Here is a 24,360-nt window from a genome sequence, read left to right on the forward strand (position 1 = left end):
GTGCTGCGTGACGGCCGTGGCGGGGAAGACCCCCCGAGCCCCCACCACGGCCGCAGACCACCTTTCCCGCTGTTCCCGCTAGGCGAGGCCCGCCCGCTCCAGGGCCTCGGTGCCCGCCCGCAGCGCCGCCACCCGCTCGTCGAGGGTGAAGCCGGCCGGGGCGAGGGTGAGGGTCGTGACACCGGCCTCGGCGTAGGCCTTCATCCGGTCGGCGATCCGCTCGACGGAGCCGAGCAGGGTGGTCTGGTCGATCAGCTGGCGCGGTACGGCTGCGGCGGCGCCCGTCTTGTCCCCCGACAGGTACTTGTCCTGGATCTCGGCGGCCTGCTTCTCGTAGCCCATGCGCTGGGCGAGCTGGTTGTAGAAGTTCTGCTTGCGGCTGCCCATGCCGCCGACGTACAGGGCGGTGTACGGGCGGAAGATGTCGGCGAGGGCGTCGATGTCGTCGCCGAGGGCGATCGGCAGGGTGGGGTGGACGTCGAAGCCCTCCATGGTCAGCCCGGCCTTCTCGCGGCCCGCGCGGAGCGGACGCAGCGCCGTCTCCTCCAGGTGCTCGGCCGAGGGGAAGATCAGCAGCGCGCCGTCGGCGATCTCGCCGGTCTGCTCCAGGTTCTTGGGCCCGATCGCGGCGATGTAGAGCGGGATGTGCTCGCGCTGCGGGTGGACGGTGAGCTTGATGGGCTTGCCCGGGCCGTCCGGCAGCGGGAGCGTCCAGTGCTCACCCTCGTACGTGAGACGCTCGCGCGACATGGCCTTGCGGACGATCTCGACGTACTCGCGGGTGCGTGCCAGGGGCTTGTCGAACTTGACGCCGTACCAGCCCTCGGAGACCTGCGGTCCGGACACGCCGAGGCCGAGGCGGAACCGGCCGCCGGAGAGCGAGTCGAGGGTGGCGGCGGTCATCGCCGTCATCGCGGGCTGGCGGGCCGGGATCTGCATGATCGCGGAGCCGACGTCGATCCGCTCGGTCTTGGCGGCCACCCAGGCGAGGACGGTGGGCGCGTCGGAGCCGTAGGCCTCGGCGGCCCAGCAGACGTCGTAGCCGAGGCGGTCCGCCTCCTGGGCGACGGCGAGATTGTCGCCGTCCATACCGGCGCCCCAGTAGCCGAGGTTGATGCCGAGCCTCATGACCACACCCTCTTTACTGATCAGTAACGTCCCTTGGGCCGGACTCTAGCGCGCGGGTACGGGATCCGTCAGGGGGACGTTGTCCACAGGCTCTCTCCGCGTGGGGTCCTGGCCAGTAATCTCGCGCCCATGGAGCAGAGGCATCTCGGACGTACCGGCCTGCGCGTGTCCCGGCTCGGGCTCGGCACCCTCACGTGGGGCCGGGACACCGACGAGCACGACGCCGCCGACCAGTTGAAGGCGTTCTGGGACGCGGGCGGCACGCTCGTGGACACTGCGGACGTGTACGGCGGGGGCGAGGCCGAGTACATGCTCGGGCAGCTCATGGAGCGGCTCGTGCCGCGGCGGGACCTGGTCATCTCCACCAAGGCGGGCAGCGTGCCCGACCCGGACCGGCGGATGGACGGCTCGCGCGGGCATCTGCTGGCCGCGCTCGACGCGTCCCTGGCCCGGCTCGGCACGGACCACGTGGATCTGTGGCAGCTGCACGCCTTCGATCCTCACACCCCGCTGGAGGAGTCGCTCCAGGCACTGGACATCGCCGTGAGCAGTGGCCGTGCCCGGTACGTGGGGGTGTCGAACTTCTGCGGCTGGCAGCTGGCGAAGGCGGGCACCTGGCAGCTCGGGGCGGCCGGCGCGGGGCGGACGCGGCTGGCGGCGACGCAGATGGAGTACTCGCTGCTCCAGCGGGGCGTCGAGCGGGAGGTGCTGCCCGCGGCCCTGGACCTGGGGATAGGTCTCCTGCCGTCCTCGCCGCTGGGGCGCGGGGTGCTGACGGGGAAGTACCGCAGCGGCACACCCACGGACTCGCGGGGCGGCTCGGAGACCATGGCGCCCTTCGTGGAGCCGTACCTCGACGAGGCGGCGAGCCGGATCGTGGACGCGGTCGCCACGGCGGCGGACGGCCTGGCGGCGACGCCGCTCCAGGTGGCCCTCGCCTGGGTCCGCGACCGGCCCGGTGTGACCGCCCCGATCGTCGGCGCGCGCAACGCCGGGCAGCTCACGGCGGCTTTGTCAGTGGAGAGCCTTAGTCTTCCTGACGAGATCTGCCGGGCTCTCGACGATGTGTCGGCGCCCGTTCACCGCTATCCGGACCAGGACTGGAGCACCTTGTGACCGAGCCTTCGCGGGAGACCCCTCCCGAGGCCACCGAGCCCGCCCCGGGCGAGGCCGCCGTGGCCGCGACCGAGCGCACCCCGGAAGGCGTGGAGGAGCACGTCGAGGCGGGCGCGGACGGCGAGGCGGGTGCCGACGCTGAGGCCCGCGACGGCGCCGAGGCCGGTGAGGCCGGGGACACGGCAGGCGCGGGAACCGAGGCCGGCGCAGGCGGCGAGCCTGGCGAGGCAGCCGCGGCCGGCGACGAGGAGACGAAGGCCGCCGCGGTGTCCGAGGCGCAGGCCGAGCTGGCCGCGCAGCGGGAGTTGCGGGCCAGGATCGAGCAGCGCAAGGCCGAGAAGGCGGCGCCCGTCGACGCGGGCGCGAAGCTCAGCGGCACGGCGGCCGACCTGCTGGCTGCGGTACGGGCGGTGGAGAGCGGTACGAAGTCGGGCACCGCGTTCTTCGAGGAGCCGGAGCCCGCGCCCCGGCGGCCCGCGCCCGCACCCGCACCGGCCCCTGCAGCGCGCCCGGTCGTCCGGGAGACGACGGCCGCCCCCGAGACGCTGGCGGCCGTGCGGGAGGTCCTCGCGCGCGGTGGGGCGCCCGAGTCGCTGACCGGGCAGGTAGCCGCCACGCTGGGCGAGGGCGCCGCCGAGGCGCTGCGCGAGGACCCCTGGCAGCTCCTCTCGGTCCCCGGGGTCACGCCCGAGCACGCCGACGGCTTCGCCCGCGCCCTGCTCGGCGCGGAGTGCGGTCCCGACGATCCCCGGCGGGCGGTCGCCCTGGTGGCGTGGCTGCTCGAACGGGCCGCCCTGAAGGGGCACACCGCTCTGGAAGACACCGCCCTGCGGGCCGGGCTCGGCAAGCTGTCGGTGCCCGACCCGGACGAGGCCGTCCGCCAGGCGGTCTCCGAGGGTGCGGTGCTGGTGTTCCAGGAGGAGGAGCCCGCTCCGGAGGAGGTCGAGGACGAGGAGTCGGCCGCCGCCGAACCGCCGGTCACCCCCGAGGTGCCGGTTCTGCTGGGTCTCGACCGGTATGCCCTCGCCGAGGAGAGCCTGGCCGACGGTCTGGCCCGGCTGGTCAAGACCGTCACTGCGGAGCCCTGGGAGGGGTCAGAGCTGGTCCGCGCCGTCGGCGCGCACGGCCTGGTCCTGCACACCGGCGGCGAGGCGGCCCGGAGCGAGCCCGTCGCGCTCGCCGAGGCAGCCCGGGAGCGGGGTCTGCGGGTCGCCGTGGCGGTGCACAGCGAGAACGGGGTCCGCCGGCTCGGCACGGAGGCATCGACGGTCGCCGCCCTGCTCTCCGGCGCGGCCGGACCCGGCCGGGACGCGGAGGGCGCCTTCGCCCTGGACCTGCTGGTCGTCCTGGACGCGCCCCAGCTGGACGTCGAGAACGCCGCGATGCTCGTGGAGTCCCTGCCCGACGGCTGCCGGCTGGTGCTCAGCGGCGACCCCGGTGTGCTCGGCTCCGCCGGGGCGGGCCGGGTCTTCGCCGATGTGCTGGCCGCCCGGGTGTGTCCGCAGATCGCCTCCCGCGTCCCCGACCCGGGGCCGATCGGCGAGCTGGTCTCGGGCATCGGCATCGGCGAGCTGAACCAGGTGGAGGCGCCCGGCAAGGAGGTCGTCATCGTTCCGGTCCGGGACGCGGGCGAGGCCGTCCACCGCACGGTCCAGCTCGTCGCCGACTCGATTCCCCGGGCGATCGGCGTGCCGGCCGAGGAGACCCAGGTGATCACGGTCGGCCACGGCGGCTCGGCGGGTACCCGCGCGCTGAACGCCGCGCTCAAGCAGCGGCTCAACCCCGGCCCCGGCCGCTTCGGCGGCTTCGACCCGGGCGACCGGGTGGCGTACGTGCCGGCTCCCGGGCGGACGGTGACCGGGACGGTCGTCTCGGCCGACGCCGAGGGCCTGCGCCTGGAGTGCGCGGGCGAGCAGCTCGTCGTACCGAAGGACCGCGTGGAGTCCGCGCTGCGTCACGGCTGGGCGCTCACGGCGCACCAGGCGGCCGGGATGCGCTGGCCGGCCGCGGTCGTGGTGCTGCCCGGGGACGCGGCCCAGGCGCTGAACCGGGCCTGGGTGTACACGGCCTTCGGCCGGGGGGAGCGCCATCTCTCGGTCGTCCACGGCGTGGACCAGGCTCTACCCCGCGCGGTGTCCGAGGGGCTGCCCGAAGACCGTACGACTCGCCTGAGGCCGCTCCTGGAGTCCCTCCTGGCGGCCCCGGAGGCGTGAACCGACCTCGCGACGCCCGTACGCCAGAGGGCGGGGCACCGTATGGCGCCCCGCCCTCCGCCGTACCGTCGCGCACGTCCGCACCGTCCCGTACGTCCATACGCCGTCCCGTGCGTCCGTACCGGTCAGGCGTCCTGCTCCTCCGGGTCGTCGTCCAGCTCGTCGTCGAAGACCGCGCTGACGTCGAAGCGGCAGACGATCCGCTCCGGATCGGCATGCTCGAAGGGGGCGTTGAGCCACTCCCCCGGTTCCGGCAGCTCGTCCACGGCCGACACCCAGAGCGTGGAGTCGCCCTCCTCAAGACCGAACTCCTTGTGCCGTGAGGCGATTTCGTCCGGTTCGTACTCGCCGAAGAGCACGCCGAGCGCCGCGTGCGTGCTGGCACCGACGGCGGGGACCCCGTCCGCCCCCTCCTCGTCGCCCTCCAGATCGGCGATGCGCTGGGCCTGGGCCAGCAGCCGCTGCGGCTCCACCACGGCGTAGTCGCGGCGGATCAGCACGCTGAGGGCGTGCGGCTCCTCCGGCCCCGCGTAGGGCGGCAGCGAGTCGTCGGCGCCCGGGATCTCGAAGGGGGTGACCTCGTCGTACCGGTCGTAGAGCCGCTCGTCGTACGCCTCGGCCGCCGCGGCGAGGGCGTTGAAGGCTTCGTAGACGGCCGGGTCGTCGTCCCCGGAGCGACGTTCGACCGCCTCCAGGTGACGGTCCAGTGCGGCTTTGACCGCCTCGGCGGCGGCACGTACCTCGGCAGCGGTGGGCTGCGCAGCATCAGACATGGGACGCACGCTATCCGTAGCGGGCCCGTGCCCGCACAATAGATGCGATGCCGGAATACGAATTTGTCGACGTGTACGTGCCGCGCGGCGTCTCCCGCAAGGAGGCGACGCGGCTCCTGACCGACCATGCCGAGTATGGCCACTGGGAGTTGGACCGCCTGACCTTGCGCCGGGACGGCAGCCGCAGGGTGCGGCTGCGCCGACGCATCATCCGGCAGGTCCGCGCCACCTGGTGACACGACAAGGGGCCCCGCACGGCGGGGCCCCTGCGCGTGGTGCGACCCGGCGGACTAGGCGGACCGGCGGGCGCGGCGGTAGAGCACCGACCCGGCGAGCAGCAGGCCTGCGCCGGTCGGGACGATCATCCCGAGCGGACCGGAACCGGTCTGCGCCAGCTCCTCGGTCGCCTCGGGCTGCGTGATCGTGTGCGTACCAGGCGTGTTCGGCCCGGTCGGCGAGCCCGGCCCGCCGTGCTCGCCGGAGTCACCGGGGTTGCCCGGGTTGCCGGGGTTTCCAGGATTGCCCGGGTTGCCCGGGTTGCCCGGGTTACCGGGATTCCCGGGGTTACCAGGGTTGCCCGGATTCCCGGGGTTCCCAGGGTTGCCCGGGTTCCCAGGGTTCCCAGGGTTTCCGGGGTTGCCCGGCTCGCCCGGGTGGCCGGGGTGCGTCGGCTCGATCCCGTTGGCGCACTCGTTGCCGAACGCGGGGTTGATGGCGCCGATGACCGTGACGCTGTTCCCGCACGCGTTGACCGGGGCGTCGATCGGCACCTGCACGTTGTTGCCCGAGCCGACGCCCGGCGAGTTGCTGGTGCCGCCCTCGGCCGACGACCCGCTGCCGCCCGGCTTGGAGACATTGGCGCACTTGTTGCCGAACGCCGGGTTGATCAGTCCGACGACACTGACGGTGTTTCCGCAGGCGTTCACCGGCGCGTGCACCGGAACCTGGACGGAGTTTCCGGACGCGACGCCCGGTGAGTTCGAGGCCGTACCGTTCGCACCCGAATCGGCATTCGCATAACCACCACCGAGGGCGAGTACTCCGCCCGCGGCCGCAACGGTGATCAGGCCCTTGCGTGTGACCTGTCGCATAGCTTGTTCCCTGCCTTCTCGGCTTCTGCCTTCTGGCTTCAGAAGAGGGCCACCGGGCACGGCGCCCGGGGCGAGAAATGCCCACCGGCCCCGGAGTGCATGGCACGCACTCCGGGGCCGGCCTGGCTCAGACCCTCATGGGTCGAGGCACAACGTCAGGCGTTGACGCAGGTGTTGCCGAAGGACGGGTTCAGCAGGCCGATCACGGAGACCGTGTTGCCGCACACGTTCACCGGGATGTGAACCGGCACCTGGACGACGTTGCCCGAGAGCACGCCGGGGGAGTGCACGGCGGCACCCTGGGCACCAGCGTCGGCAACGGCCATGCCCGCACCCGCGAGAACGAGACCGCCCGTGGCAGCCGCAGCAGCGACGACCTTCTTGATCATTATTCCTCCTTGTTGGCAATGCGGTCCCAGCCGCGGACCGCACCACCTGTAACGAGGGGGAAGTAATGGGGCTACGAGACTATGAGTACATTCACTCTTTCCGGTCACAAACGCACGTGCGCCCGATTAGGACGCGTCGATGAACCGATCAAGTACGCGAACGCCGAACTTCAGGCCGTCCACCGGCACCCGCTCGTCCACGCCGTGGAACATCCCGGCGAAGTCCAGCTCCGGCGGCAGCTGGAGCGGCGCGAAGCCGAAGCAGCGGATGCCGAGGTCGTCGAACGACTTGGCGTCGGTGCCACCGGAGAGCATGTACGGCACGGCCCGGGCGATCGGGTCCTCGGCCCTGAGGGCCAGCTGCATCGCGTCCACGAGGGCGCCGTCGAAGCTGGTCTCCAGGGCCTTGTCCTCGTGCACGTCCTCGCGCCTGACCCGCGGCCCGAGGATCCGGTCGAGGTCGGCGAGGAACTCCTCCTCGTAACCGGGCAGGAACCGTCCGTCGACGTGCGCCGTGGCCTGTCCGGGGATGACGTTGACCTTGTACCCGGCGCCGAGCATGGTCGGGGCGGCGGAGTTGCGCAGGGTCGCGCCGACCATCTTGGCGATGCCGCCCAGCTTGGCGAGGGTCGCCTCCATGTCCTCGGGGTCGAGCGGGGTGCCCAGCGCGTCCGAGAGCTCGTCGAGGAAGGACCGTACGGTCTTGGTGACCCGCACCGGCCACTGGTGGCGGCCGAGGCGGCCGACGGCCTCGCACAGCTCGGTGATGGCGTTGTCGTTGTTGGTCATCGAGCCGTGCCCGGCCGTGCCCTCGACGGTCAGCCGCATCCAGTGCATGCCCTTCTGGGCCGTCTCGACCAGGTAGAGCCGCAGGTTCTCGTTGACGGTGAAGGAGAAGCCGCCGACCTCGCCGATCGCCTCCGTCACCCCGTCGAAGAGGTCCCGGTGGTGGTCGACCAGATGCCGGGCGCCGTAGGTGCCGCCGGCCTCCTCGTCGGCGAGGAAGGCCAGGACGATGTCGCGCGGGGGCTTGCGGCCGCTGCGCATCCGGTCGCGTACGACCGCGAGGGTCATCGCGTCCATGTCCTTCATGTCGACCGCGCCCCGGCCCCAGACACAGCCGTCGGCGACCTCGCCGGAGAACGGGTGGTGGGTCCAGTCCTCGGCGTTGGCCGGCACGACGTCGGTGTGCCCGTGGATGAGCAGGGCCGGCCGGGAGGGGTCCTCCCCCTCGATACGGGCGACGGTGGAGGCCCGTCCCTTGTGCGACTCGATGATCTTCGGCTCGAGACCGACCTCCGCGAGCTTCTCGGCGACGTACTCCGCCGCCGCCCGCTCTCCCGGGCCGGAGTGGTCGCCGTAGTTGCTGGTGTCGATGCGGATGAGGTCACGACAGAGGTCGACGACCTCGTCCTCGCCCGCGACGCTCCGGGCCGTGTTCGACTCGCTCACGCTGCTTCCTCCCACTACGTGCCCCACGTGCTTGCTGCCGGTCGCCCCCATCCTCCCGCGCCCGCCCCCGGGACCCAAGGGCGGCCACCGGCCGACATGCGGCTGTCACACGGTTCCGCCCTGACCGGGGGTGGTGATCGACCACCTCCAATGTTTGCTATGGTTTTCCACGTCGGAACGGCCGAGCGGCCGGAAAGACAGACACCTTGTCCGGGTGGCGGAATGGCAGACGCGCTAGCTTGAGGTGCTAGTGCCCTTTATCGGGCGTGGGGGTTCAAGTCCCCCCTCGGACACCAGCGAAGGACCCCACATCATGTGGGGTCCTTCTTGCTTGCCCGTGCTCCTGATCTCCCTTTCAGCGCTCGGCGGATCCGGCTAACCTGCCCCTCGCATGCGCACGGCGACGTAGGGGGAAGGCCACCATGCCCATCAGACCGCAGTACCGTCGGGTGTCGGCTCTGCAGCGGCAGTTCTTCAACCGGGAGGGCCTGCTCTCGGCCTACGACGAGGAACTGACCGCTCTCGGCGAGGGCCCTCGCATCCTGAACGTCGTCGGCGTCGGCGGCATCGGCAAATCGCGGCTGCTCCAGGAGTTACGCAACCGCACACCCGACAACTGCCGGACCGCCCACCTCGATCTGCAACTGCCGACCATGCGGCAGCAGGAGGACGCGCTGGCCGTCCTTCGTATGGAACTCGGCGCGCAGGGTGTGCAGTTCGACCGGTTCGACATCGCCTACGCGGTGCTGTGACAGCGCGTTCATCCGCAGCTCCAGTTGAATCCCAGGAACACCCCGTTCGCCGAGGAGAGCGAGACCCTCTCCAAGATCCTCGACGATGCGATGGGTCTGCCCGTCTTCGGCACGGCTGCCGGGCTGGTACGGCTGACCGGGCGGGCGATCAAGAACCGTCAGCGTCGGCAGAGGATCGAGGCCGATCCCACGCTCCATGAGCTCGACAGCCTGAGCAATGCCGAGCTGGGACACGCGGTCTCGTACCTCTTCGCGGAAGAGCTGCGGGCCTCGGCGGCGGACCGGCCCTACGTCGTGTACGTGGACGCCTACGAAGCGCTCGTGCCCACTCCCCTCCCGGGCGGCCGCAGCTACGGGTCCGACGCCTGGCTGCGTGACCTGCTGGGCCAGCTCCATGGTGGCCTCACCGTGCTCGCCAGCCGCGAGGCGCTCCGCTGGGCGGCGTACGACCCGGAATGGGCGTCGGTGATCCGCCGGGCGGATGTCGACGGGTTGCCCATGGCGGCTCGGCTGGAACTGCTGGCGCAGGCGGGGATCACGGAGATTCCGCGCCAGCGGTCGATCGCCGAGGCCAGCGAGGGCGTCCCCTTCTACCTGCACCTCGCGGTGGACACGCACCTGCAGAACCCGGCCCGGCCGGAGCACGCGGGGACGTCGGAGGAGATCGTCCAGCGTTTCCTCCAGCACGTCTCCCCGGACGAGGTGCGGATCCTCGAGCTGCTGAGTGTGGCCAGAACCTTCGACTTCGGTGTGTTCCAGGCGATCGGACGGGCCTCCGACCTGCCCGCCAACCTCCTGATGTGGGAGTCGCTCACGGCCTACTCGTTCGCCTATCCGCTGCCCGAGGGCTGGTACCGGCTGCACCAGCTCATGATCAGGGCGCTGCAGCGCCATCTCTCCCCCGCGGTTCAGCGGCATGTCCACGGCACACTGCGGACCCATTGGGAGGCGCTGGCCGACCGGATGGAGGACGGAGCCCGGCGCACCTCCGGCAGGGCCCGCCTCTCACCGCTGCGCGAGGCGGTCTACCACGGCCTGCACGCCGCGGACATCACGCCGGAGGAGATCCAGGAACGTGCCGACCGGGCCGTTGCCCGCAACGGCAGGCAGGCCGTCGACGGCATGGTGAAGGACCTTCGCGATCATCTCGCGGCGAGGGACGGCAGCCCGGACGACGAGGTGCTCGCCGGCCTGCGCGACGCGGCGGACTGCCTCGACGCGGAATCGCGACTGGAGCTCGGCGACACGGCCGGAGCGATCGAGCTCACGCCGCACCTGGATCGCCGGGTGGGCTCCCTGGTCTCCGCGCGGCTCGCCCTGGCCGGTGCCAACGCCCGGCGTATCGCCGGGGAGAGCGGCCTGGCCGCGTCGATCTTCGAGCGGGTGTGGGCGGAACACGAGGGCGCGGCCCGGTCGGCGGCCGGGTACTGCGTCGCCGACATCCGTATGTGGCAGGGCGATTTCCGGGGCGCGTTCGCGCTGGCGGAAGAGGTGCACGGGATCTGTGCGCCCGAGGACAGGGTGATCCGGGGCGATCTCAAGCGGCTGATGCATCTCGGCCACCGGTTCCTGATGGACTTCGACGCCTCGGCGCGTCTTCTGGCCGAGGCGGAATCGGAGTACCGGGCGGCGAACGCGATCGTCGGCCTGGCCAACGTCCGGACCAACTGGGCCGAGCTGTACGCCTTCACCGACCCCGCGGCCGCCGTCGACGCTGCCACCACCGCCCTGGAGGTCCAGCGCGAGCTGGGTGCCCAGCACGAGATCGGCAAGGCCTACACGGCCATGGCCATGGCCCAGACCCGGCTGGGCCAGTACGAGCGGGCCGCGTCCTCGTTCCTCAACGCCCATGCCGCCCTCGACCGGGCCGGCTACCGGTCGGGGCGGGCCCGGGCGGACATGTTCCGTGCCTTCCTGCTGCTGCGGGAGGGGGAACGGCGGGCGGCCGGCGAGCTGCTCCTGCATGCCGCGAGGGAGTTCGAGGCGTGCGAGGTCTACCCTTCGCTGATCCTGGCGATCCACAGGGCCGCCGAGCGGCTGGAACTGGGTGATCCGGAGCTGGCGGCCGCGGCCGAGCGGGCACGGCCCGCTGTACGGCCGCTCGGCTCGCTGGACGACCTCCAGCACCGCACGGACTCCGTCCTGTCGACCTTCCTCGAGGTGACCGCGTGAACTGGCTGGAGCTCTACGAGCAGGCACGGGAGTCGGGCGAGGCAGCCGCCGGTTACTACAACCGCAATGTCGGCGTGAGGACGGCCGAGGGGAAGGTCAACGTCCGCATTCCTCTCGCGGCGGCGGACACGATGGACGTGCGCGTGTGGCGGGAGGAGGACGTGCTGGCCTGTATCCGGCCGTACGTCGGCCAGGCCCCGGAGCTGAGGCACGTCTCGCCGGATCCGCGGTTCCAGGTCCACCACTTCATCGAGGGGCGGGTGCTCGACAGCTTCTCGCCGCGGGGCAGCTTGGTTCCCGCGCATGTCATCGGCGATGTCGTGGGTGTGATGGACCAGTTGGTCCGTATTCCCCTCGAGAAGGCTCCGGCGCTGCCCGGCGACTGGCCCGCCTCTGGCGACAGCGGCGGGTTCGGCCGACGGCTCGCGGCGTTGACGCAGCAGGTCTACGACCTCCACCGGGACGAGTACGCCGCCGTGTTCGAGGACTTCGGCATCCCGGCAGAGCCCCTGGCGGTCGTCGAACCGCTGTGGGACGGGCTCACGTCACGTCCTTTCGCGGTGCTGCACTCCGACCTCCACCGCAAGAACATGATCGTCTCCGGGGGGCTGACCTGGTTCCTCGACTGGGAGCTGGCGCTGTGGGGCGATCCGCTGTACGAGATCGGGATCCACTTCCACAAGATGGACTACCCCGACGACCAGCGGGACGAGGTGCTCCGGCAGTGGCGGGAGCGCCTTCCCGCCTCGTCCACCGCCGGGCCGGCGGCCGACCTCGACCTGTATCTGGCGCATGAGCGCATCAAGTCGGCGATCGTCGACACGGTCCGCTATTCGAAGCAGCTCGTCGGCGCCGACCGGTCCGTGCGTGACTTCCTCACCGGTCGTCTCGCGCGCAAGCTCAACGTCGCCCGTGCGGTGTGGGGCGTGGCGCCGGAGATGACCCCGGAAAGGGTCGCTCAGACGCTGGCGCCGTGGGTAGAGAGACAGCCATGGACGCCCTAGCTCTGTACGAAGAGGCCCGCGCGCACGAGGGTGCGCTGTCCGGGTTCTACAACCGCAATGTCCGCGTGGAGACGGAGTCGGGGCCCGTCCTCGTGCGGACCCGAGGGCCTGTGACCGAGGCCATGGACCTCACGCTCTGGTCGGAGCCCGCCGTACTCGAAGCGATCCGCCCCTACGTCTCCCTGGCGCCTCGGCTGGTCCATGCCAGTACGGATCCCGGATTCCAGATCCACGAGTTCTAGGGCCATCGGGTGGACGAGGGTGCGCCGGACGGGAAGCCGGTGCCGGACGCGGTCCTCGACGGCGTCGAGCGTCTGTTCGGCGAGATGCTGACGGTCCCTCGCACGGCCCTCCCGGGGGTGCCGGCCGACTGGCCACGCGACGGGGACACGGCGGCCTTCGCCCTGCGCCTCCTGGATTTCGTACGGGAGATACGGGGCCGCGCGGACTCGGAGCTGAGAGCCCTGCACGGGGCACTGGGCGTCCCGGAGGACCCGTGCGGGCTGCTGGCCGAGCGAGCGGTGCGCGAACTCGCCGAGCGGCCCTTTCGTCTGCTGCACGCGGACATCCATCGCCAGAACATGATCCTCACCGATCAGGCTCGGGTCGTCTTCCTCGACTGGGAGCTCGCCCTGTGGGGCGACCCGGTGTACGACCTGGCCGATCACCTGCACAAGACCTCGTACACGGCGGCCGATCGGCATCGGGTTCTGGCGGGCTGGGAACGGGCGGCTCCCGTTGCCTGCCGCACGGCCTGGCGGGCGGACCTCGAGTTCTATCTCGCCTATGAGGCGATGAAGTCCGCGGTCGTGGACACGGTTCGCTGGAGCCGTCGGATCGCGCTCGCACCGACGGCGCGGGAGCGACGGGCCCTGGCGGAGGAGCTCAGGGCGAAGCTGGTCGCCGCAGGCCCGCACTGGGAGGGTGGTCGACCCCCTGGCGCACCGGAGATCGAGAGCGCCGCCACGCGTTGGTTCGGTTCCACGGAGTCCGGAGGGGAGGGCGGCAGCCGCTGAGTCGTCGGCGGCTCGTTACCGTGGAGCGGTGAGACGCAGAGCGAGGACTCCGGGCGCGCCGTTGCCGCAGCGGGAGGGGATCGATCCCGTGCGGGTGCGGTTGCCCGAGGACGCCGGTGGGGGGTGGGCGACCGTCGGGGAGTATCTGCGGGGGCGGTTCGGGGGCGCCATCGGGGATCCGCGGGTCGCGGAGATGGTGGCGGACGGGCGGTTCGTGGGGGTGGACGGGCTGCCGGTCCGGGACGACGAGCCGTACGCCGCCGGGATGCGGCTGTGGTTCCACCGGGACTTCCCCGCCGAGGAGCGGGTGCCCTTCGAGCTGGGGATCGTGTACCGGGACGAGCGGATCGTCGTCGTCGACAAGCCGCACTTCCTGGCGACGATGCCGCGCGGGCGGCATGTGACCGAGACCGCGCTCGCCCGGCTGCGCCGGGAGCTGGGGGTGCCCGAGCTGCAGCCCGCGCACCGGCTCGACCGGCTGACCGCCGGGCTCGTGCTGTTCGTCGTGCGGCCCGGCGACCGGGGGGCGTACCAGACGCTGTTCCGGGACCGGCTGGTCGGCAAGGAGTACGAGGCGGTGGCGGCGTACGAGCCCGGGGTCGCGCTGCCGGTGACGGTACGGAGCCGGATCGTGAAGGAGCGCGGGGTGATGGCGGCCCGCGAGGAGCCGGGCGAGCCGAACAGCGAGAGCCGGATCGAGCTGGCCGAGCGGCGGGGCGGGCTCGGGCGGTACCGGCTGCTGCCGGCGACCGGGCGCACGCATCAGCTGCGGGTGCACATGAACAGCCTGGGGCTGCCGATCCTGCACGATCCGGTCTATCCCGTGGTCCGCGAGGACGGGCCGGAGGACTTCACGCGGCCGTTGCAGCTGCTCGCGCGGGTACTGGAGTTCACCGACCCGCTCACCGGCGACCCGATGCGGTTCGAGAGTGGGCTGCGGCTCGGCGGGTTCGACGGAGGCGCGGGAACGTAGCGCGGGACCCCCGCAGGCCTGTGCCTGCGGGGGTCCCGGTACCCCGTGGGGGGCTTCAGCCCTGGTGCGTCGTCGCGGTCGTGCGGACGCGCTTGCGTACCAGGAACCAGCCGCCGACCAGCATCGCCGCGATGAGCGGGAGGCAGTTCACGGTGGTGCGGCTGATGCCGCCGTCCATCCACATCAGGACGAGGACCGAACCGAGGAAGACCAGCGTGACGATCTGGGTGTACGGGGCCCAGGGCAGCTGGTAGCCGGGGCGGGTGACCCGGCCTTCCTTGGAGCGGTTCACGAACAGCAGCGAGCAGACCATGATCATGGCCCAGGTGCCGATGATGCCGATGGAGGCGAAGTTCAGGACGAGCTCGAAGGCCTCGCCGGGCATGAGGTAGTTCAGGCCGACACCGAGGACACCGAAGGCGGCGGTGAGCAGGATGCCGCCGTAGGGCACGCCGCCCTTGTTCATGACGCCGGTGAACTTGGGCGCGGAGCCCGACAGCGACATGGAGCGCAGGATGCGGCCGGTCGAGTACAGGCCGGAGTTGAGGCTCGAGAGCGCGGCGGTCAGGACGACCAGGTTCATCACACCGGCGGCGCCGGGGATGCCCAGCTTGTCGAAGACCGTGACGAAGGGGCTCTGGTCACCGGAGTACGCGGTGTACGGGAGCAGCAGCGCGAGCAGGACGACGGAGCCGACGTAGAAGAGGCCCACACGCCACATGATCGAGTTGATCGCCTTCGGCATGATCTTCTCGGGGTTCTCGGTCTCACCGGCGGCGACGCCGCACAGCTCGACGGAGGCGTAGGCGAAGACGACACCCTGGATCAGCAGCAGCATCGGCATGACACCGCTGGGGAAGATGCCGCCGTTGTCCGTGATGGTGGCCAGGCCCGGGGTGTGGCCGCCGATGTCGTGCGAGGTCACGACCAGGAAGATGCCGATCAGCATGAAGGCGACGAGCGCGCCGACCTTGATGATCGCGAACCAGAACTCCATCTCGCCGAAGTACTTCACCGAGATGAGGTTGGCGGCGAGGACGACCGCGAGGGCGATCAGCGCGAGGATCCACTGCGGGACGTCGCTGAACATGGCCCAGAAGTGGGCGTAGGTCGCGGCCGCGGTGATGTCGGCGATGGCGGTGGTCGACCAGTTGAGGAAGTAGAGCCAGCCGGCCGTGTAGGCGCCCTTCTCGCCCATGAACTCACGGGCGTAGGAGACGAAGGCGCCGGAGGACGGGCGGTAGAGGACCAGCTCGCCGAGGGCCCGCACCACGAAGAAGGCGAAGACGCCGCAGACCGCGTACGCGATGAAGAGGGACGGTCCGGCGTTGGCCATGCGGCCACCGGCGCCGAGGAACAGGCCGGTGCCGATCGCGCCGCCGATGGCGATCATGTTGATGTGCCGGGACTTGAGGTCCTTGCGGTATCCGGCGTCGCCGGCATCCACATGGGGGGACGCTCCGGATGCCGTCGCCGGTGGCGTGGCGGACAGCGTGTCGGCCGCAGGGAGGGTGCGGTCACTCATGGAGTTGTTCGCCTTCGTGAGGGGGAGGGGCTGTGCGGTACCCGGCCGCGCGCGTGGAGGTCGTCCACGGCTCTCACGGCCAGCGCACATCGTCACGGCAAGACGGGATTTCGGCAGTGGCCAATGTCACTGCTCGCCCATATTTGAGCTAATTCTGAGGTTCCTACAGGGCGAAGGCCTGGGATCGGCAGGGTTTACGGCGCGAGAACGTCCAGTTCCTTAAGTGCGCCGACCGCGATCTGGCGGGTGAGCTCCTCGGCGCGGGCCGCGTCCCTCTCCCGTACCGCCTCGGCGACCTGGACGTGCAGGGTGACGGCAGCCGGGTCGGGGTCCTCGAACATCACCTGGTGGTGCGTACGGCCGGTGAGCACCTCGGCGACCACGTCGCCGAGCCGGGCGAACATCTCGTTGCCGGAGGCGTTGAGGACGACCCGGTGGAAGGCGATGTCGTGGACGAGGTACGCCTCCAGCTGCCGGCCGCGCGAGGTGGCGACCATGCCGAGCGCCTGCTCGGTCAGCTCGCGGCACTGCGCGGGGGTGGCGTGGACGGCGGCGAGTCCGGCGGCGACGGGTTCGACCGCGGAGCGGAGTACGGTCAGCGAGCGCAGCTGCCGGGGGCGGTCGGCGCCGGCCAGGCGCCAGCGGATGACCTGGGGGTCGTACACGTTCCACTGCGCGGTCGGCAGGACGATCACGCCGACGCGGCGGCGGGACTCGACGAGGTGCATGGACTCCAGGACGCGGACGACCTCGCGGACCACGGTGCGGGAGACGTCGAAGCGCTGGGCCAGCTCGTCGGTGCGCAGCACGCTGCCGGGCGGGTACTCCCCCGCGGTGATCGCAAGACCCAGGGTGGCGAGGACGTGCGGATGAAGCCCCTGGGCCGGTGTCGTCATGGGGGTCAGCCTACGCGCGCACCAAGATCGGGAACAAAAAGTATGACTTTAATGTCACAGGCTCTTGAATACGTCGTACCCAATGGGTTTCATGAGCGCGACGGAATCGCGAGATCGACGTCGGAGAAGAAGTCGATGTCGAAGAAGACAGCGAGGCACCACCCATGAGCACCACCTCCCCGACGGTCCCCCGGGTCGTCGTCGTGATGGGCGTCGCCGGCACCGGCAAGACGACCATCGGTCCGCTCGTCGCGGACGCGCTCGGCGTCCCCTACGCCGAGGGCGACGACTTCCACCCGCCGGCGAACGTCGCCAAGATGTCGGCCGGCATCCCGCTGGACGACGCGGACCGCGGCCCCTGGCTCGACGCGATCGGGCGGTGGGCACACGGCCGGGAACGGCTCGGGCTCGGCGGGGTGGTGAGCAGCTCCGCGCTGAAGCGGAGCTACCGGGACCGGCTGCGAGCGGCCGCCCCCGGCGTGGTCTTCCTCCACCTGACCGGCGACCGCGCGCTGATCGAGAGGCGGATGACCGAGCGCAGGGGGCATTTCATGCCGACAGCGCTGCTCGATTCCCAGTTCGCCACGCTGGAGCCGCTGGGGGATGACGAGGCGGGCGTCGCCGTCGACGTCTCCGGTTCGCCCGAGGAGATCGCGGCGCGGGCGGTCGCCGCGCTGGGCGGGCTCGCCTGCTGATCTCCGTCCGTCCGTACGCCAGTCGTAGGTGCGGTGCCTGCGATGCCCGCGGTGCCCGTAGGGGCCGCAGCACCCGCAGTACCGGCAGTACCGGCAGTCCCGCGCGGGACCCGCCGTATCCGTCGTACCAGCAGTCCCCCGCCGTATCCGCAGTACCAGCAGCCCCTGTAGTCCCTGTAGTCCCTGTAGTCCCCGTAGTCCCCGCCGTACCCGTCGGCCGCCGTCGTGTTCGGCGTGTTCTCCTGCCCCCACCCGTCCCCTAAGGAACCACCGTGACCAGTCTCAGCGTCGAGATGCTGGCAGCGGACGCCGTCGAGCCCATCACCTCGGCCGGCAACGCCCAGCTGGGCATCGCCGTGCTCGCGGGCATCGCCGTCATCGTCCTGCTCATCACCAAGTTCAAGCTGCACGCCTTCCTGGCCCTGACCATCGGCTCGCTGGCCCTGGGCGCCTTCGCCGGGGCGCCGATGGCGGCGACCATCGACTCCTTCACCACCGGTCTCGGCAAGACCGTCGCGGGTGTGGGCGTGCTGATCGCACTCGGCGCGATCCTCGGCAAGCTCCTTGCCGACTCCGGCGGCGCGGACCAGATCGTCGACACGATCCTCGCGAAGGCGAGCCGCCGGTCCATGCCCTGGGCGATGGTGCTGATCGCCTCCGTCATCGGTCTGCCGCTCTTCTTCGAGGTCGGCATCGTCCTGCTGATCCCGGTGGTCCTGCTCGTCGCCAAGCGCGGCAACTACTCGCTGATGCGGATCGGCGTCCCGGCCCTCGCGGGTCTGTCGGTGATGCACGGGCTGATCCCGCCGCACCCCGGACCGCTCGTCGCCATCGACGCGCTCGGCGCCGACCTCGGTGTCACGCTCGGCCTCGGTGTCCTGGTCGCCATCCCGACCGTGATCATCGCCGGTCCGGTCTTCTCCCGGTACGCGGCCCGCTGGGTCGACATCCCGGCCCCCGAAAACCTCATCCCAGTCCGCCCGTCGGAGGACCTGGAGAAGCGTCCCGGCTTCGGTGCCACCGTCGCGACCGTCCTGCTGCCCGTCGTCCTGATGCTGGTCAAGGCGCTCGTCGACATCGTCGTGGACAACCCCGACAACGGTCTGCAGAAGGTCACCGACGTCATAGGCTCGCCGCTGATCGCCCTGCTAGCGGCCGTCCTCGTGGGCCTGTTCACCCTGGGCCGCGCGGCCGGTTTCACCAAGCAGCGGCTCTCCTCGACCGTCGAGAAGTCCCTCGCCCCGATCGCGGGCGTGCTGATGATCGTCGGCGCGGGCGGCGGCTTCAAGCAGACCCTGATCGACGTCGGCGTGGGCCAGATGATCCTGGACTTCTCCAAGAACTGGTCGATTCCGGCCCTGCTCCTCGCGTGGCTGATCGCCGTGGCGATCCGCCTCGCGACCGGCTCGGCGACGGTAGCGACGATCTCGGCGGCCGGCCTCGTGGCCCCGCTCGCCGAGGGCATGGGCACGAGCGAGACGGCACTTCTCGTCCTCGCGATCGGTGCCGGTTCGCTCTTCTTCAGCCATGTGAACGACGCGGGTTTCTGGCTGGTCAAGGAGTACTTCGGGATGAACGTCGGCCAGACGATCAAGACCTGGTCGGTGATGGAGACGATCATCTCGGTCGTCGGCATCGTCTTCGTCCTGCTGCTGTCACTGGTGTTGTAGCCGCAGCCTTCCCAACTGCCGTACCGGACCGGGCCGGACGCCGTTCAGGCGTTCCGGACCCGGTCCACGCGCACCGTCGCCGCCCGGCCCGCCCCGGTTCGTCAGGCCACCGATCGCGCCGCCGCCCTGCCCGCCGCTCGGCCCGAGAAGATGCAGCCGCCGAGGAAGGTGCCTTCCAGGGAGCGGTAGCCGTGGACGCCTCCGCCGCCGAAGCCGGCCGCCTCGCCCGCCGCGTACACGCCCTCCAGCACCTCGCCGCCCTCGGTGAGCACCCGCGACGACAGGTCCGTCTCCAGGCCGCCGAGCGACTTGCGGGTGAGGATGTTCAGGCGTACGGCGATCAACGGGCCGGCCTTGGGGTCCAGGATCCGGTGCGGGGACGCCGTACGGATCAGCTTGTCGCCCAGGTACCTGCGGGCGCCCCTGATCGCCGTGACCTGGAGGTCCTTGGTGAAGGGGTTGGCGATCTCCCGGTCCCGCGCGGTGATCTCGCGGCGCAGCTCCGCCTCGTCGATCAGCGGCTCGTCGGTGAGGGCGTTCATGCCCCGGACGAGGGCGGCCAGGTCGTTCTCCACGACGAAGTCGACGCCGTGGTCCATGAACGCCTTCACCGGACCGGGCACGTCGGCGCGGGCCCGGCCGATGACGTCCCGGATGGACTTGCCGGTGAGGTCCGGGTTCTGCTCGGAGCCTGAGAGGGCGAACTCCTTGCCGATGATGCGCTGGTCGAGCACGAACCAGGTGTGGTCGTACCCGGTCCGCATGATGTGTTCGAGCGTGCCGAGGGTGTCGAAGCCCGGGAAGAGCGGTACGGGCAGCCGGCGGCCGCGCGCGTCCAGCCAGAGCGAGGACGGGCCGGGCAGGATGCGGATGCCGTGCCTGGCCCAGATCGGGTTCCAGTTCTCGATGCCCTCGGTGTAGTGCCACATCCGGTCGCGGTTGATGTGGCGCGCCCCGGCCTCCTCGGCGATGCCGAGCATCAGTCCGTCGACATGGGCGGGGACGCCGGAGAGCAGCTTGGCGGGCGGGGTGCCGAGCCGGTCGGGCCACTGCTTGCGTACGAGATCGTGGTTGCCGCCGATGCCGCCCGAGGTGACGATCACCGCCTGCGCACGGAGTTCGAAGGTGCCGGTGGTCTCCCGGCTGCTCGCCGTCCCGCGCTCGGCGGTGGAGGGCTCCAGGATCTCGCCGGTCACGGTGTCCACGGCTCCCGCCGTGCGGCCGAGGCCGGTCACCCGGTGCCGGAAGCGGAGCGTGACGAGGCCCCGGGCGACGCCTTCGCGGACCCGCTGCTCGAAGGGGGCGACGAGGCCGGGGCCCGTGCCCCAGGTGATGTGGAAGCGAGGCACCGAGTTGCCGTGCCCGTTCGCGTCGTACCCGCCGCGCTCGGCCCAGCCCACCACGGGGAAGAACCGCACCCCGCGCGCGTGCAGCCAGGGCCGCTTCTCGCCCGCCGCGAAGTCGACGTACGCCTCCGCCCACTTCCTCGGCCAGTGGTCCTCGGGCCGGTCGAAGCCGGCGGTGCCGAGCCAGTCCTGGAGGGCGAGCTCGTGGCTGTCCTTGATCCGCATCCGGCGCTGCTCGGGCGAATCGACGAGGAAGAGCCCGCCGAAGGACCAGTGGGCCTGGCCTCCCATGGACTGCTCCGGCTCCTGGTCGAGCAGGATGACGCTCCGCCCGGCGTCCACGAGTTCGGCGGTGGCCACCAGGCCGGCGAGGCCGGCTCCGATCACGATCACATCAGCGTCGTACGACATGGACCGAATCTTGGATACACGAATGTATCGAGTCAACCGTCCGGACACGTGCAGACCCTCCCGCTTTCTAATGCCGGGCATTAATGTGGCTCTCGTGGCGAGGACATCGGGGCCCGAGACCCGGGAGAAGCTGATCCGTGCGGCGGAGGAGATCTTCGCCGCCCAGGGCGTCGACGGCGCCCAGCTCCGCGACATCGTCGCCCTCGCCGGCCAGGCCAACCCCTCGGCCGTGCAGTACCACTTCGGCTCGCGCGCCGGCCTCCTCGACGCCGTGATGGTCGGCCGCCAGGCACGTACGGAGAAGGTCCTCGACCCGCTTCTGGCGGCCACACCCGACGAGCTTCGCGCGCTGATCGCCGCTCTGGTCACCGCCGAGGCGAGCGAGCTGCGCACCGAGCGCGGCCGGCGCTGCCTGCGGATCTCCGCCCAGCTCAGCCACGAGAGCGGCGTGCGCACCCGCACCCCCCATCCCACCCTCGACGGCACCGTGTACTGGCACCTGATCGAGCGGGTCGAGGCCTGTCTGACCGGCCTGCCCGAGCCCGTGCGCCTGGAGCGGCTCGATCTGGCGCTCACCGTCGTCGGCGCCGCCCTGGCCGACCGGGCGCGGCAGTACCTCGACGGCACGTCGCCGCTCACGAGTGAGCCGCTCTTCCTCGCCGACCTCGTCGAGACCACCACGGCACTGCTCCGGGCGCCCCTGCCCGCCATCCGAAGGGACGACACATGAACGACCTCACCGGCAGGACCGTCCTCGTCACCGGAGGCGCCCGCGGCCTGGGCGCCGAGGCCGCGCGGCAGGCCGTCGCCGCCGGCGCGAACGTCGTCGTCACCGACGTGCTCGACGACGAGGGCAGGGCGACCGCGGCCGAACTGGGCGGGCGGGCGCGCTTCCTCCACCACGACGTCACCTCCGAGGAGGAGTGGACGGCGGCCGTCGCGTACGCGGTCGCCGAGTTCGGCGGTCTGCACGGTCTGGTGAACAACGCCGGGATAGCCACCGGCGCGTTCCTGGAGACCGAGTCCGTGGAGAACTTCCGCAGGGTGCTCGACATCAACCTGACCGGTGTCTTCATCGGTATGAGGGCCGCGATCCCGGCGATGAGGGAGGCCGGTGGCGGCTCGATCGTCAACATCTCCTCGGCAGCCGGTCTGATGGGCCTGGCGCTGACCGCGGGCTACGGCGCCTCGAAGTGGGGAGTACGCGGGCTGACGAAGATCGGAGCGGTGGAGCTGGGCACGGCGGGGATCCGCGTCAACTCGGTCCACCCGGGCATGACGTACACCCCGATGACGGCCGGCGTCGGCATCGAGCGGGGCGCGGGCAAGTACCCCAACACCCCGATGGGGCGGGTCGGCGAGGCGCCCGAGATCGCGGGCGCGGTGGTGTTCCTGCTGTCGGACGCGGCCTCGTACGTGACGGGCGCGGAGCTGGCCGTGGACGGCGGCTGGACGACCGGTCCGACGGTGAAGTACGTCATGGGCCAGTGATGGAATGGGGGCATGAACCCCGCCGAAGAGATCCTCGATGTCGTCGACGAGAACGACGACGTGATCGGACAGGCCCCGCGCGCCGAGGTGTACGCGCGGGGCCTGATCCATCGCTGCACGTTCATCCAGGTACGGGACGCCGAGGACCGGATCTTCGTGCACCGGCGCACGCCCTCGAAGCTGGTCTACCCGTCGATGTACGACATGTTCGTCGGCGGCGTCGTCGGCGCGGGCGAGTCGTACGACGACGCGGCGCTGCGCGAGGCCGAGGAGGAGCTGGGGGTCTCCGGTCTGCCACGCCCCGAGCCGCTGTTCCGGTTCCTGCACGACTCCGGGGGCGTCGCCGGGAAGTGGTGGTCGGCCGTGTACCGGGTGCGCTGCGAGCTGCCGGTGAACCCTCAGGTGGAGGAGGTCGCCTGGCACGCCTTCCTGCCGGAGTCGGAGGTGGACGCGCGGCTCGGGGAGTGGGAGTGGGTGCCGGACGGGCGGGACGCCTACGAACGACTGCGACGGCTGCGCGCGGACCGCGGTTAAGGTGCCCGGGTGAGTGACTTCGTGCAGAGTCTGCGGCTGTGGTTCGCGCCGCAGCGGATCCGGGGCGAGGGCGAGACTCCGGACTACCGGTTCTCGCTCGCCAACGAGCGCACCTTCCTCGCCTGGATCCGGACCGCGCTGGCGCTCATCGGCGGCGGTTTCGCCGTCGACCAGTTCCTGCCGGATCTGCGCTGGGGCGTACGGGTCGGGCTTGCGCTCGCCCTGCTCGCCGCGGGCGTGCTGTGCGCGCTGCGGGCGGTGAACCACTGGGTGCGGTGCGAGCGGGCGATGCGGCGCGGGGAGGACCTGCCGGTGACACGGTTCCCGACGGTGCTGAGCCTCGCGGTGGCCCTGGTGGCGCTCGCACTGGTGGTGGTCATCGTCTTCGGCTGGGCCGGGCGGTGACCGAGGCGCCGACGCCGGCCCGGGATCCGGGGCTGCAGCCGGAGCGGACCCGGCTCGCGTGGCGGCGTACGACGCTGACTTGCACGATCGTGGCGGTGCTCGCGGGGAAGTCGGCGATCAGGGACGAGATCACGGCGCCGGGGGTGGCGGGGGCCGCGCTGATCGCGCTGGTCTGGGTCGCGTTCCTGGCCGTGGCCCATCGCCGCATCCACGCCCTGGACACGGCGCGGCCGGGGGCCCTCTCGCACCGGGGCGCACTGCTCGCGACGGCGTGCACGGTCGCGCTGGCGGCGTTCGCGGTGGCGGTCGTGCTGTAGGAGGCCAGGGAGGCCTCTAATCGGGCCACTCCACCGTGACCACGACCTTGCCGTCCAGGCCGCCCTCCGCGTTCGCCCGCTGGGCGTCGGCCGCCTGTTCCAGCGGGAAGGTCCGCGCGACCCGTACGGACAGCACGCCCTCGTCGACCAGACCGGCGAGCGCGGCGAGGTCCTGGGGGTCGGGGCGGACCCAGAAGTAGCGGCCGCCGAGGGCCAGGACCTCGCCGTCCGCGACCGAGGCGAGGCGGCCCTCGGGGGCCAGCACGTCCGGGGTCTTCTTGAGGAAGGTCCCGCCGATGGTGTCCAGGGCCGCGTCCACACCCTCCGGCGCGAGGGAGCGGACCTGTTCGGCGAAGGTGCGCTCGTCGTAGACGACGGGCTCGGCGCCCAGCTCCTTGACCCGTTTCTGGCCTGACTCGCGCACCGCGCCGATGACGCGGCAGCCGAGGTGGCGGGCGATCTGGACGGCCATGGAGCCGACTCCGCCGGCCGCCGCGTGCACCAGGACCGTCTCGCCGGAGCGGACGGCGAGGGCCTGGTGGAGCACCTGGTAGGCGGTGAGTCCGGCCAGCGGGAGCGCGGCGGACTCCTCGAAGCCCAGGGTGCGGGGCTTGCGGGCGAGGGTACGGACGGGGGCGGCGACGTACTCGGCGAAGGTGCCGTGGGAGAGGAAGTCCTCGCGGACGTAGCCCATGACCTCGTCGCCGACGGTGAACTCGGTGACGGAGACTCCGGGCTGGACGACGACGCCCGAGACGTCCCAGCCGGGGATGACCGGGAAGACGGCGTCGATCATCCCGTCCAGGTAGCCGGCCTGGGCCTTCCAGTCGACCGGGTTGACGGCGGCCGCCCGTACCTTCACGAGGACGTCGTCGGGGCCGACCTTCGGGTCCGGCCGCTCCCCGTACTCGAGGACCTCGGGGCCGCCGTACCGGCTGTAGCTGATCGCCTTCATACCCCGAACGATCACGGCGGCCCCTGCACCCCGCAA

General features: G+C 71.4%; 25 protein-coding genes and 1 tRNA gene. 17 read left to right on the forward strand and 9 right to left on the reverse strand.

Annotated elements, in window-relative coordinates; translation table 11 throughout:
* Nucleotides 1–78: 78 nt before the first annotated feature.
* Nucleotides 79–1,128 (reverse strand): LLM class F420-dependent oxidoreductase, encoded by a 1,050-nt coding sequence (locus tag ACZ4VI_RS10610; RefSeq protein ID WP_467998564.1) that lies wholly within the window; start codon nucleotides 1,126–1,128, stop codon nucleotides 79–81.
* A 129-nt stretch (nucleotides 1,129–1,257) separates the two neighbouring features.
* Here ACZ4VI_RS10610 and ACZ4VI_RS10615 point away from each other — a divergent pair, with 129 nt between their 5' ends.
* Complete coding sequence (locus ACZ4VI_RS10615) at nucleotides 1,258–2,244, forward strand: aldo/keto reductase (RefSeq protein WP_467998566.1); 987 nt, start codon at nucleotides 1,258–1,260, stop codon at nucleotides 2,242–2,244.
* Nucleotides 2,241–4,457 carry a helix-hairpin-helix domain-containing protein gene (locus tag ACZ4VI_RS10620; protein ID WP_467998568.1) on the forward strand — a complete coding sequence of 739 codons (2,217 nt, stop codon included), beginning with the start codon at nucleotides 2,241–2,243 and terminating at the stop codon, nucleotides 4,455–4,457. The genes ACZ4VI_RS10615 and ACZ4VI_RS10620 overlap by 4 nt, the downstream gene beginning before the upstream one ends.
* Before the next feature lie 125 nt (nucleotides 4,458–4,582).
* On the opposite strand, the gene ACZ4VI_RS10625 is transcribed toward ACZ4VI_RS10620, so the two are convergent.
* Nucleotides 4,583–5,230, reverse strand: coding sequence for a hypothetical protein (locus ACZ4VI_RS10625; protein ID WP_467998570.1), 648 nt, complete (start codon nucleotides 5,228–5,230; stop codon nucleotides 4,583–4,585).
* A 47-nt stretch (nucleotides 5,231–5,277) separates the two neighbouring features.
* Here ACZ4VI_RS10625 and ACZ4VI_RS10630 point away from each other — a divergent pair, with 47 nt between their 5' ends.
* A complete protein-coding gene (locus tag ACZ4VI_RS10630; RefSeq protein WP_137990344.1) occupies nucleotides 5,278–5,466 on the forward strand; it encodes a DUF5703 family protein in 189 nt (62 codons plus the stop codon).
* 54 nt (nucleotides 5,467–5,520) lie between these two features.
* On the opposite strand, the gene ACZ4VI_RS10635 is transcribed toward ACZ4VI_RS10630, so the two are convergent.
* The 3 genes from ACZ4VI_RS10635 to ACZ4VI_RS10645 all read right to left on the reverse strand — a co-directional run bounded on the left by ACZ4VI_RS10635 (nucleotide 5,521) and on the right by ACZ4VI_RS10645 (nucleotide 8,162).
* Nucleotides 5,521–6,321 (reverse strand): chaplin, encoded by an 801-nt coding sequence (locus ACZ4VI_RS10635; protein WP_467998572.1) that lies wholly within the window; start codon nucleotides 6,319–6,321, stop codon nucleotides 5,521–5,523.
* Nucleotides 6,322–6,476: 155 nt separating this feature from the next.
* Nucleotides 6,477–6,710 carry a chaplin ChpH gene (gene chpH / locus ACZ4VI_RS10640; RefSeq protein ID WP_467998574.1) on the reverse strand — a complete coding sequence of 78 codons (234 nt, stop codon included), beginning with the start codon at nucleotides 6,708–6,710 and terminating at the stop codon, nucleotides 6,477–6,479.
* A gap of 126 nt (nucleotides 6,711–6,836) precedes the next feature.
* Nucleotides 6,837–8,162 carry a M20/M25/M40 family metallo-hydrolase gene (locus ACZ4VI_RS10645; protein ID WP_467998576.1) on the reverse strand — a complete coding sequence of 442 codons (1,326 nt, stop codon included), beginning with the start codon at nucleotides 8,160–8,162 and terminating at the stop codon, nucleotides 6,837–6,839.
* A gap of 208 nt (nucleotides 8,163–8,370) precedes the next feature.
* Here ACZ4VI_RS10645 and ACZ4VI_RS10650 point away from each other — a divergent pair.
* The 7 genes from ACZ4VI_RS10650 (at nucleotide 8,371) to ACZ4VI_RS10680 (ending at nucleotide 14,079) form a co-directional block, all read left to right on the forward strand.
* A tRNA-Leu gene (locus ACZ4VI_RS10650) sits at nucleotides 8,371–8,458 on the forward strand.
* Nucleotides 8,459–8,584: 126 nt separating this feature from the next.
* Nucleotides 8,585–8,914 (forward strand): hypothetical protein, encoded by a 330-nt coding sequence (locus ACZ4VI_RS10655; RefSeq protein ID WP_467998578.1) that lies wholly within the window; start codon nucleotides 8,585–8,587, stop codon nucleotides 8,912–8,914.
* 24 nt (nucleotides 8,915–8,938) lie between these two features.
* Nucleotides 8,939–11,086 (forward strand): hypothetical protein, encoded by a 2,148-nt coding sequence (locus tag ACZ4VI_RS10660; RefSeq protein WP_467998579.1) that lies wholly within the window; start codon nucleotides 8,939–8,941, stop codon nucleotides 11,084–11,086.
* A complete protein-coding gene (locus ACZ4VI_RS10665) occupies nucleotides 11,083–12,090 on the forward strand; it encodes a phosphotransferase family protein (RefSeq protein WP_467998581.1) in 1,008 nt (335 codons plus the stop codon). Before ACZ4VI_RS10660 ends, ACZ4VI_RS10665 begins: the two co-directional genes overlap by 4 nt.
* Nucleotides 12,078–12,332 carry a hypothetical protein gene (locus tag ACZ4VI_RS10670; protein ID WP_467998583.1) on the forward strand — a complete coding sequence of 85 codons (255 nt, stop codon included), beginning with the start codon at nucleotides 12,078–12,080 and terminating at the stop codon, nucleotides 12,330–12,332. Before ACZ4VI_RS10665 ends, ACZ4VI_RS10670 begins: the two co-directional genes overlap by 13 nt.
* A gap of 9 nt (nucleotides 12,333–12,341) precedes the next feature.
* Nucleotides 12,342–13,106: a phosphotransferase family protein gene (locus ACZ4VI_RS10675; protein ID WP_467998585.1), complete on the forward strand. Its 765-nt coding sequence runs from the start codon at nucleotides 12,342–12,344 to the stop codon at nucleotides 13,104–13,106.
* 28 nt (nucleotides 13,107–13,134) lie between these two features.
* Nucleotides 13,135–14,079 carry an RluA family pseudouridine synthase gene (locus tag ACZ4VI_RS10680; RefSeq protein WP_467998587.1) on the forward strand — a complete coding sequence of 315 codons (945 nt, stop codon included), beginning with the start codon at nucleotides 13,135–13,137 and terminating at the stop codon, nucleotides 14,077–14,079.
* A 55-nt stretch (nucleotides 14,080–14,134) separates the two neighbouring features.
* Here ACZ4VI_RS10680 and ACZ4VI_RS10685 read toward each other — a convergent pair whose 3' ends face one another.
* On the reverse strand, nucleotides 14,135–15,604 hold the full coding sequence (locus ACZ4VI_RS10685) for an amino acid permease (protein WP_467998589.1): 1,470 nt from the start codon (nucleotides 15,602–15,604) through the stop codon (nucleotides 14,135–14,137).
* A 194-nt stretch (nucleotides 15,605–15,798) separates the two neighbouring features.
* Nucleotides 15,799–16,500 (reverse strand): FadR/GntR family transcriptional regulator, encoded by a 702-nt coding sequence (locus tag ACZ4VI_RS10690; protein ID WP_467998591.1) that lies wholly within the window; start codon nucleotides 16,498–16,500, stop codon nucleotides 15,799–15,801.
* Between the two features lie 164 nt (nucleotides 16,501–16,664).
* On the opposite strand from ACZ4VI_RS10690, the gene ACZ4VI_RS10695 reads away from it, so the two are divergent.
* Both ACZ4VI_RS10695 and ACZ4VI_RS10700 read left to right on the forward strand, forming a co-directional pair.
* Nucleotides 16,665–17,195 carry a gluconokinase gene (locus ACZ4VI_RS10695; RefSeq protein WP_467998593.1) on the forward strand — a complete coding sequence of 177 codons (531 nt, stop codon included), beginning with the start codon at nucleotides 16,665–16,667 and terminating at the stop codon, nucleotides 17,193–17,195.
* 272 nt (nucleotides 17,196–17,467) lie between these two features.
* Nucleotides 17,468–18,865 carry a GntP family permease gene (locus tag ACZ4VI_RS10700; protein ID WP_467998595.1) on the forward strand — a complete coding sequence of 466 codons (1,398 nt, stop codon included), beginning with the start codon at nucleotides 17,468–17,470 and terminating at the stop codon, nucleotides 18,863–18,865.
* A gap of 101 nt (nucleotides 18,866–18,966) precedes the next feature.
* On the opposite strand, the gene ACZ4VI_RS10705 is transcribed toward ACZ4VI_RS10700, so the two are convergent.
* Entirely contained in the window at nucleotides 18,967–20,622 is a 1,656-nt protein-coding gene (locus ACZ4VI_RS10705) for an FAD-binding dehydrogenase (RefSeq protein WP_467998597.1), read from the reverse strand.
* Nucleotides 20,623–20,692: 70 nt separating this feature from the next.
* Here ACZ4VI_RS10705 and ACZ4VI_RS10710 point away from each other — a divergent pair, with 70 nt between their 5' ends.
* From ACZ4VI_RS10710 to ACZ4VI_RS10730, 5 genes are read left to right on the forward strand one after another with little or no spacing between them, the layout of a single operon-like run.
* Nucleotides 20,693–21,352, forward strand: a complete 660-nt coding sequence (locus tag ACZ4VI_RS10710) for a TetR/AcrR family transcriptional regulator (RefSeq protein ID WP_467998599.1) — start codon at nucleotides 20,693–20,695, stop codon at nucleotides 21,350–21,352.
* Nucleotides 21,349–22,113, forward strand: coding sequence for a glucose 1-dehydrogenase (locus tag ACZ4VI_RS10715; RefSeq protein ID WP_467998601.1), 765 nt, complete (start codon nucleotides 21,349–21,351; stop codon nucleotides 22,111–22,113). The genes ACZ4VI_RS10710 and ACZ4VI_RS10715 overlap by 4 nt, the downstream gene beginning before the upstream one ends.
* 12 nt (nucleotides 22,114–22,125) lie before the next feature.
* Complete coding sequence (locus tag ACZ4VI_RS10720; RefSeq protein ID WP_467998603.1) at nucleotides 22,126–22,647, forward strand: NUDIX hydrolase; 522 nt, start codon at nucleotides 22,126–22,128, stop codon at nucleotides 22,645–22,647.
* 9 nt (nucleotides 22,648–22,656) lie between these two features.
* Entirely contained in the window at nucleotides 22,657–23,052 is a 396-nt protein-coding gene (locus tag ACZ4VI_RS10725; protein ID WP_467998604.1) for a YidH family protein, read from the forward strand.
* On the forward strand, nucleotides 23,049–23,369 hold the full coding sequence (locus tag ACZ4VI_RS10730) for a DUF202 domain-containing protein (RefSeq protein WP_467998606.1): 321 nt from the start codon (nucleotides 23,049–23,051) through the stop codon (nucleotides 23,367–23,369). Before ACZ4VI_RS10725 ends, ACZ4VI_RS10730 begins: the two co-directional genes overlap by 4 nt.
* Before the next feature lie 16 nt (nucleotides 23,370–23,385).
* On the opposite strand, the gene ACZ4VI_RS10735 is transcribed toward ACZ4VI_RS10730, so the two are convergent.
* The gene (locus ACZ4VI_RS10735; protein WP_467998608.1) at nucleotides 23,386–24,324 is read right to left on the reverse strand and encodes an NADP-dependent oxidoreductase; all 939 of its coding nucleotides are present in this window, start codon (nucleotides 24,322–24,324) and stop codon (nucleotides 23,386–23,388) included.
* Between the last annotated feature and the right edge of the window lie 36 nt (nucleotides 24,325–24,360).

This window comes from Streptomyces sp. NPDC029169 (assembly GCF_055563935.1).

Bases quoted from the DNA above. Each gene is read 5' to 3' on its own strand.
- ACZ4VI_RS10695 (WP_467998593.1), top strand. From the start codon at position 16,665: ATGAGCACCACCTCCCCGACGGTCCCCCGGGTCGTCGTCGTGATGGGC.
- ACZ4VI_RS10735 (WP_467998608.1), bottom strand. From the start codon at position 24,324: ATGAAGGCGATCAGCTACAGCCGGTACGGCGGCCCCGAGGTCCTCGAG.
- ACZ4VI_RS10610 (WP_467998564.1), bottom strand. From the start codon at position 1,128: ATGAGGCTCGGCATCAACCTCGGCTACTGGGGCGCCGGTATGGACGGC.
- ACZ4VI_RS10615 (WP_467998566.1), top strand. From the start codon at position 1,258: ATGGAGCAGAGGCATCTCGGACGTACCGGCCTGCGCGTGTCCCGGCTC.
- ACZ4VI_RS10685 (WP_467998589.1), bottom strand. From the start codon at position 15,604: ATGAGTGACCGCACCCTCCCTGCGGCCGACACGCTGTCCGCCACGCCA.
- ACZ4VI_RS10625 (WP_467998570.1), bottom strand. From the start codon at position 5,230: ATGTCTGATGCTGCGCAGCCCACCGCTGCCGAGGTACGTGCCGCCGCC.
- ACZ4VI_RS10630 (WP_137990344.1), top strand. From the start codon at position 5,278: ATGCCGGAATACGAATTTGTCGACGTGTACGTGCCGCGCGGCGTCTCC.
- chpH (WP_467998574.1), bottom strand. From the start codon at position 6,710: ATGATCAAGAAGGTCGTCGCTGCTGCGGCTGCCACGGGCGGTCTCGTT.
- ACZ4VI_RS10670 (WP_467998583.1), top strand. From the start codon at position 12,078: ATGGACGCCCTAGCTCTGTACGAAGAGGCCCGCGCGCACGAGGGTGCG.
- ACZ4VI_RS10690 (WP_467998591.1), bottom strand. From the start codon at position 16,500: ATGACGACACCGGCCCAGGGGCTTCATCCGCACGTCCTCGCCACCCTG.
- ACZ4VI_RS10720 (WP_467998603.1), top strand. From the start codon at position 22,126: ATGAACCCCGCCGAAGAGATCCTCGATGTCGTCGACGAGAACGACGAC.
- ACZ4VI_RS10715 (WP_467998601.1), top strand. From the start codon at position 21,349: ATGAACGACCTCACCGGCAGGACCGTCCTCGTCACCGGAGGCGCCCGC.
- ACZ4VI_RS10655 (WP_467998578.1), top strand. From the start codon at position 8,585: ATGCCCATCAGACCGCAGTACCGTCGGGTGTCGGCTCTGCAGCGGCAG.
- ACZ4VI_RS10705 (WP_467998597.1), bottom strand. From the start codon at position 20,622: ATGTCGTACGACGCTGATGTGATCGTGATCGGAGCCGGCCTCGCCGGC.
- ACZ4VI_RS10635 (WP_467998572.1), bottom strand. From the start codon at position 6,321: ATGCGACAGGTCACACGCAAGGGCCTGATCACCGTTGCGGCCGCGGGC.
- ACZ4VI_RS10710 (WP_467998599.1), top strand. From the start codon at position 20,693: ATGCCGGGCATTAATGTGGCTCTCGTGGCGAGGACATCGGGGCCCGAG.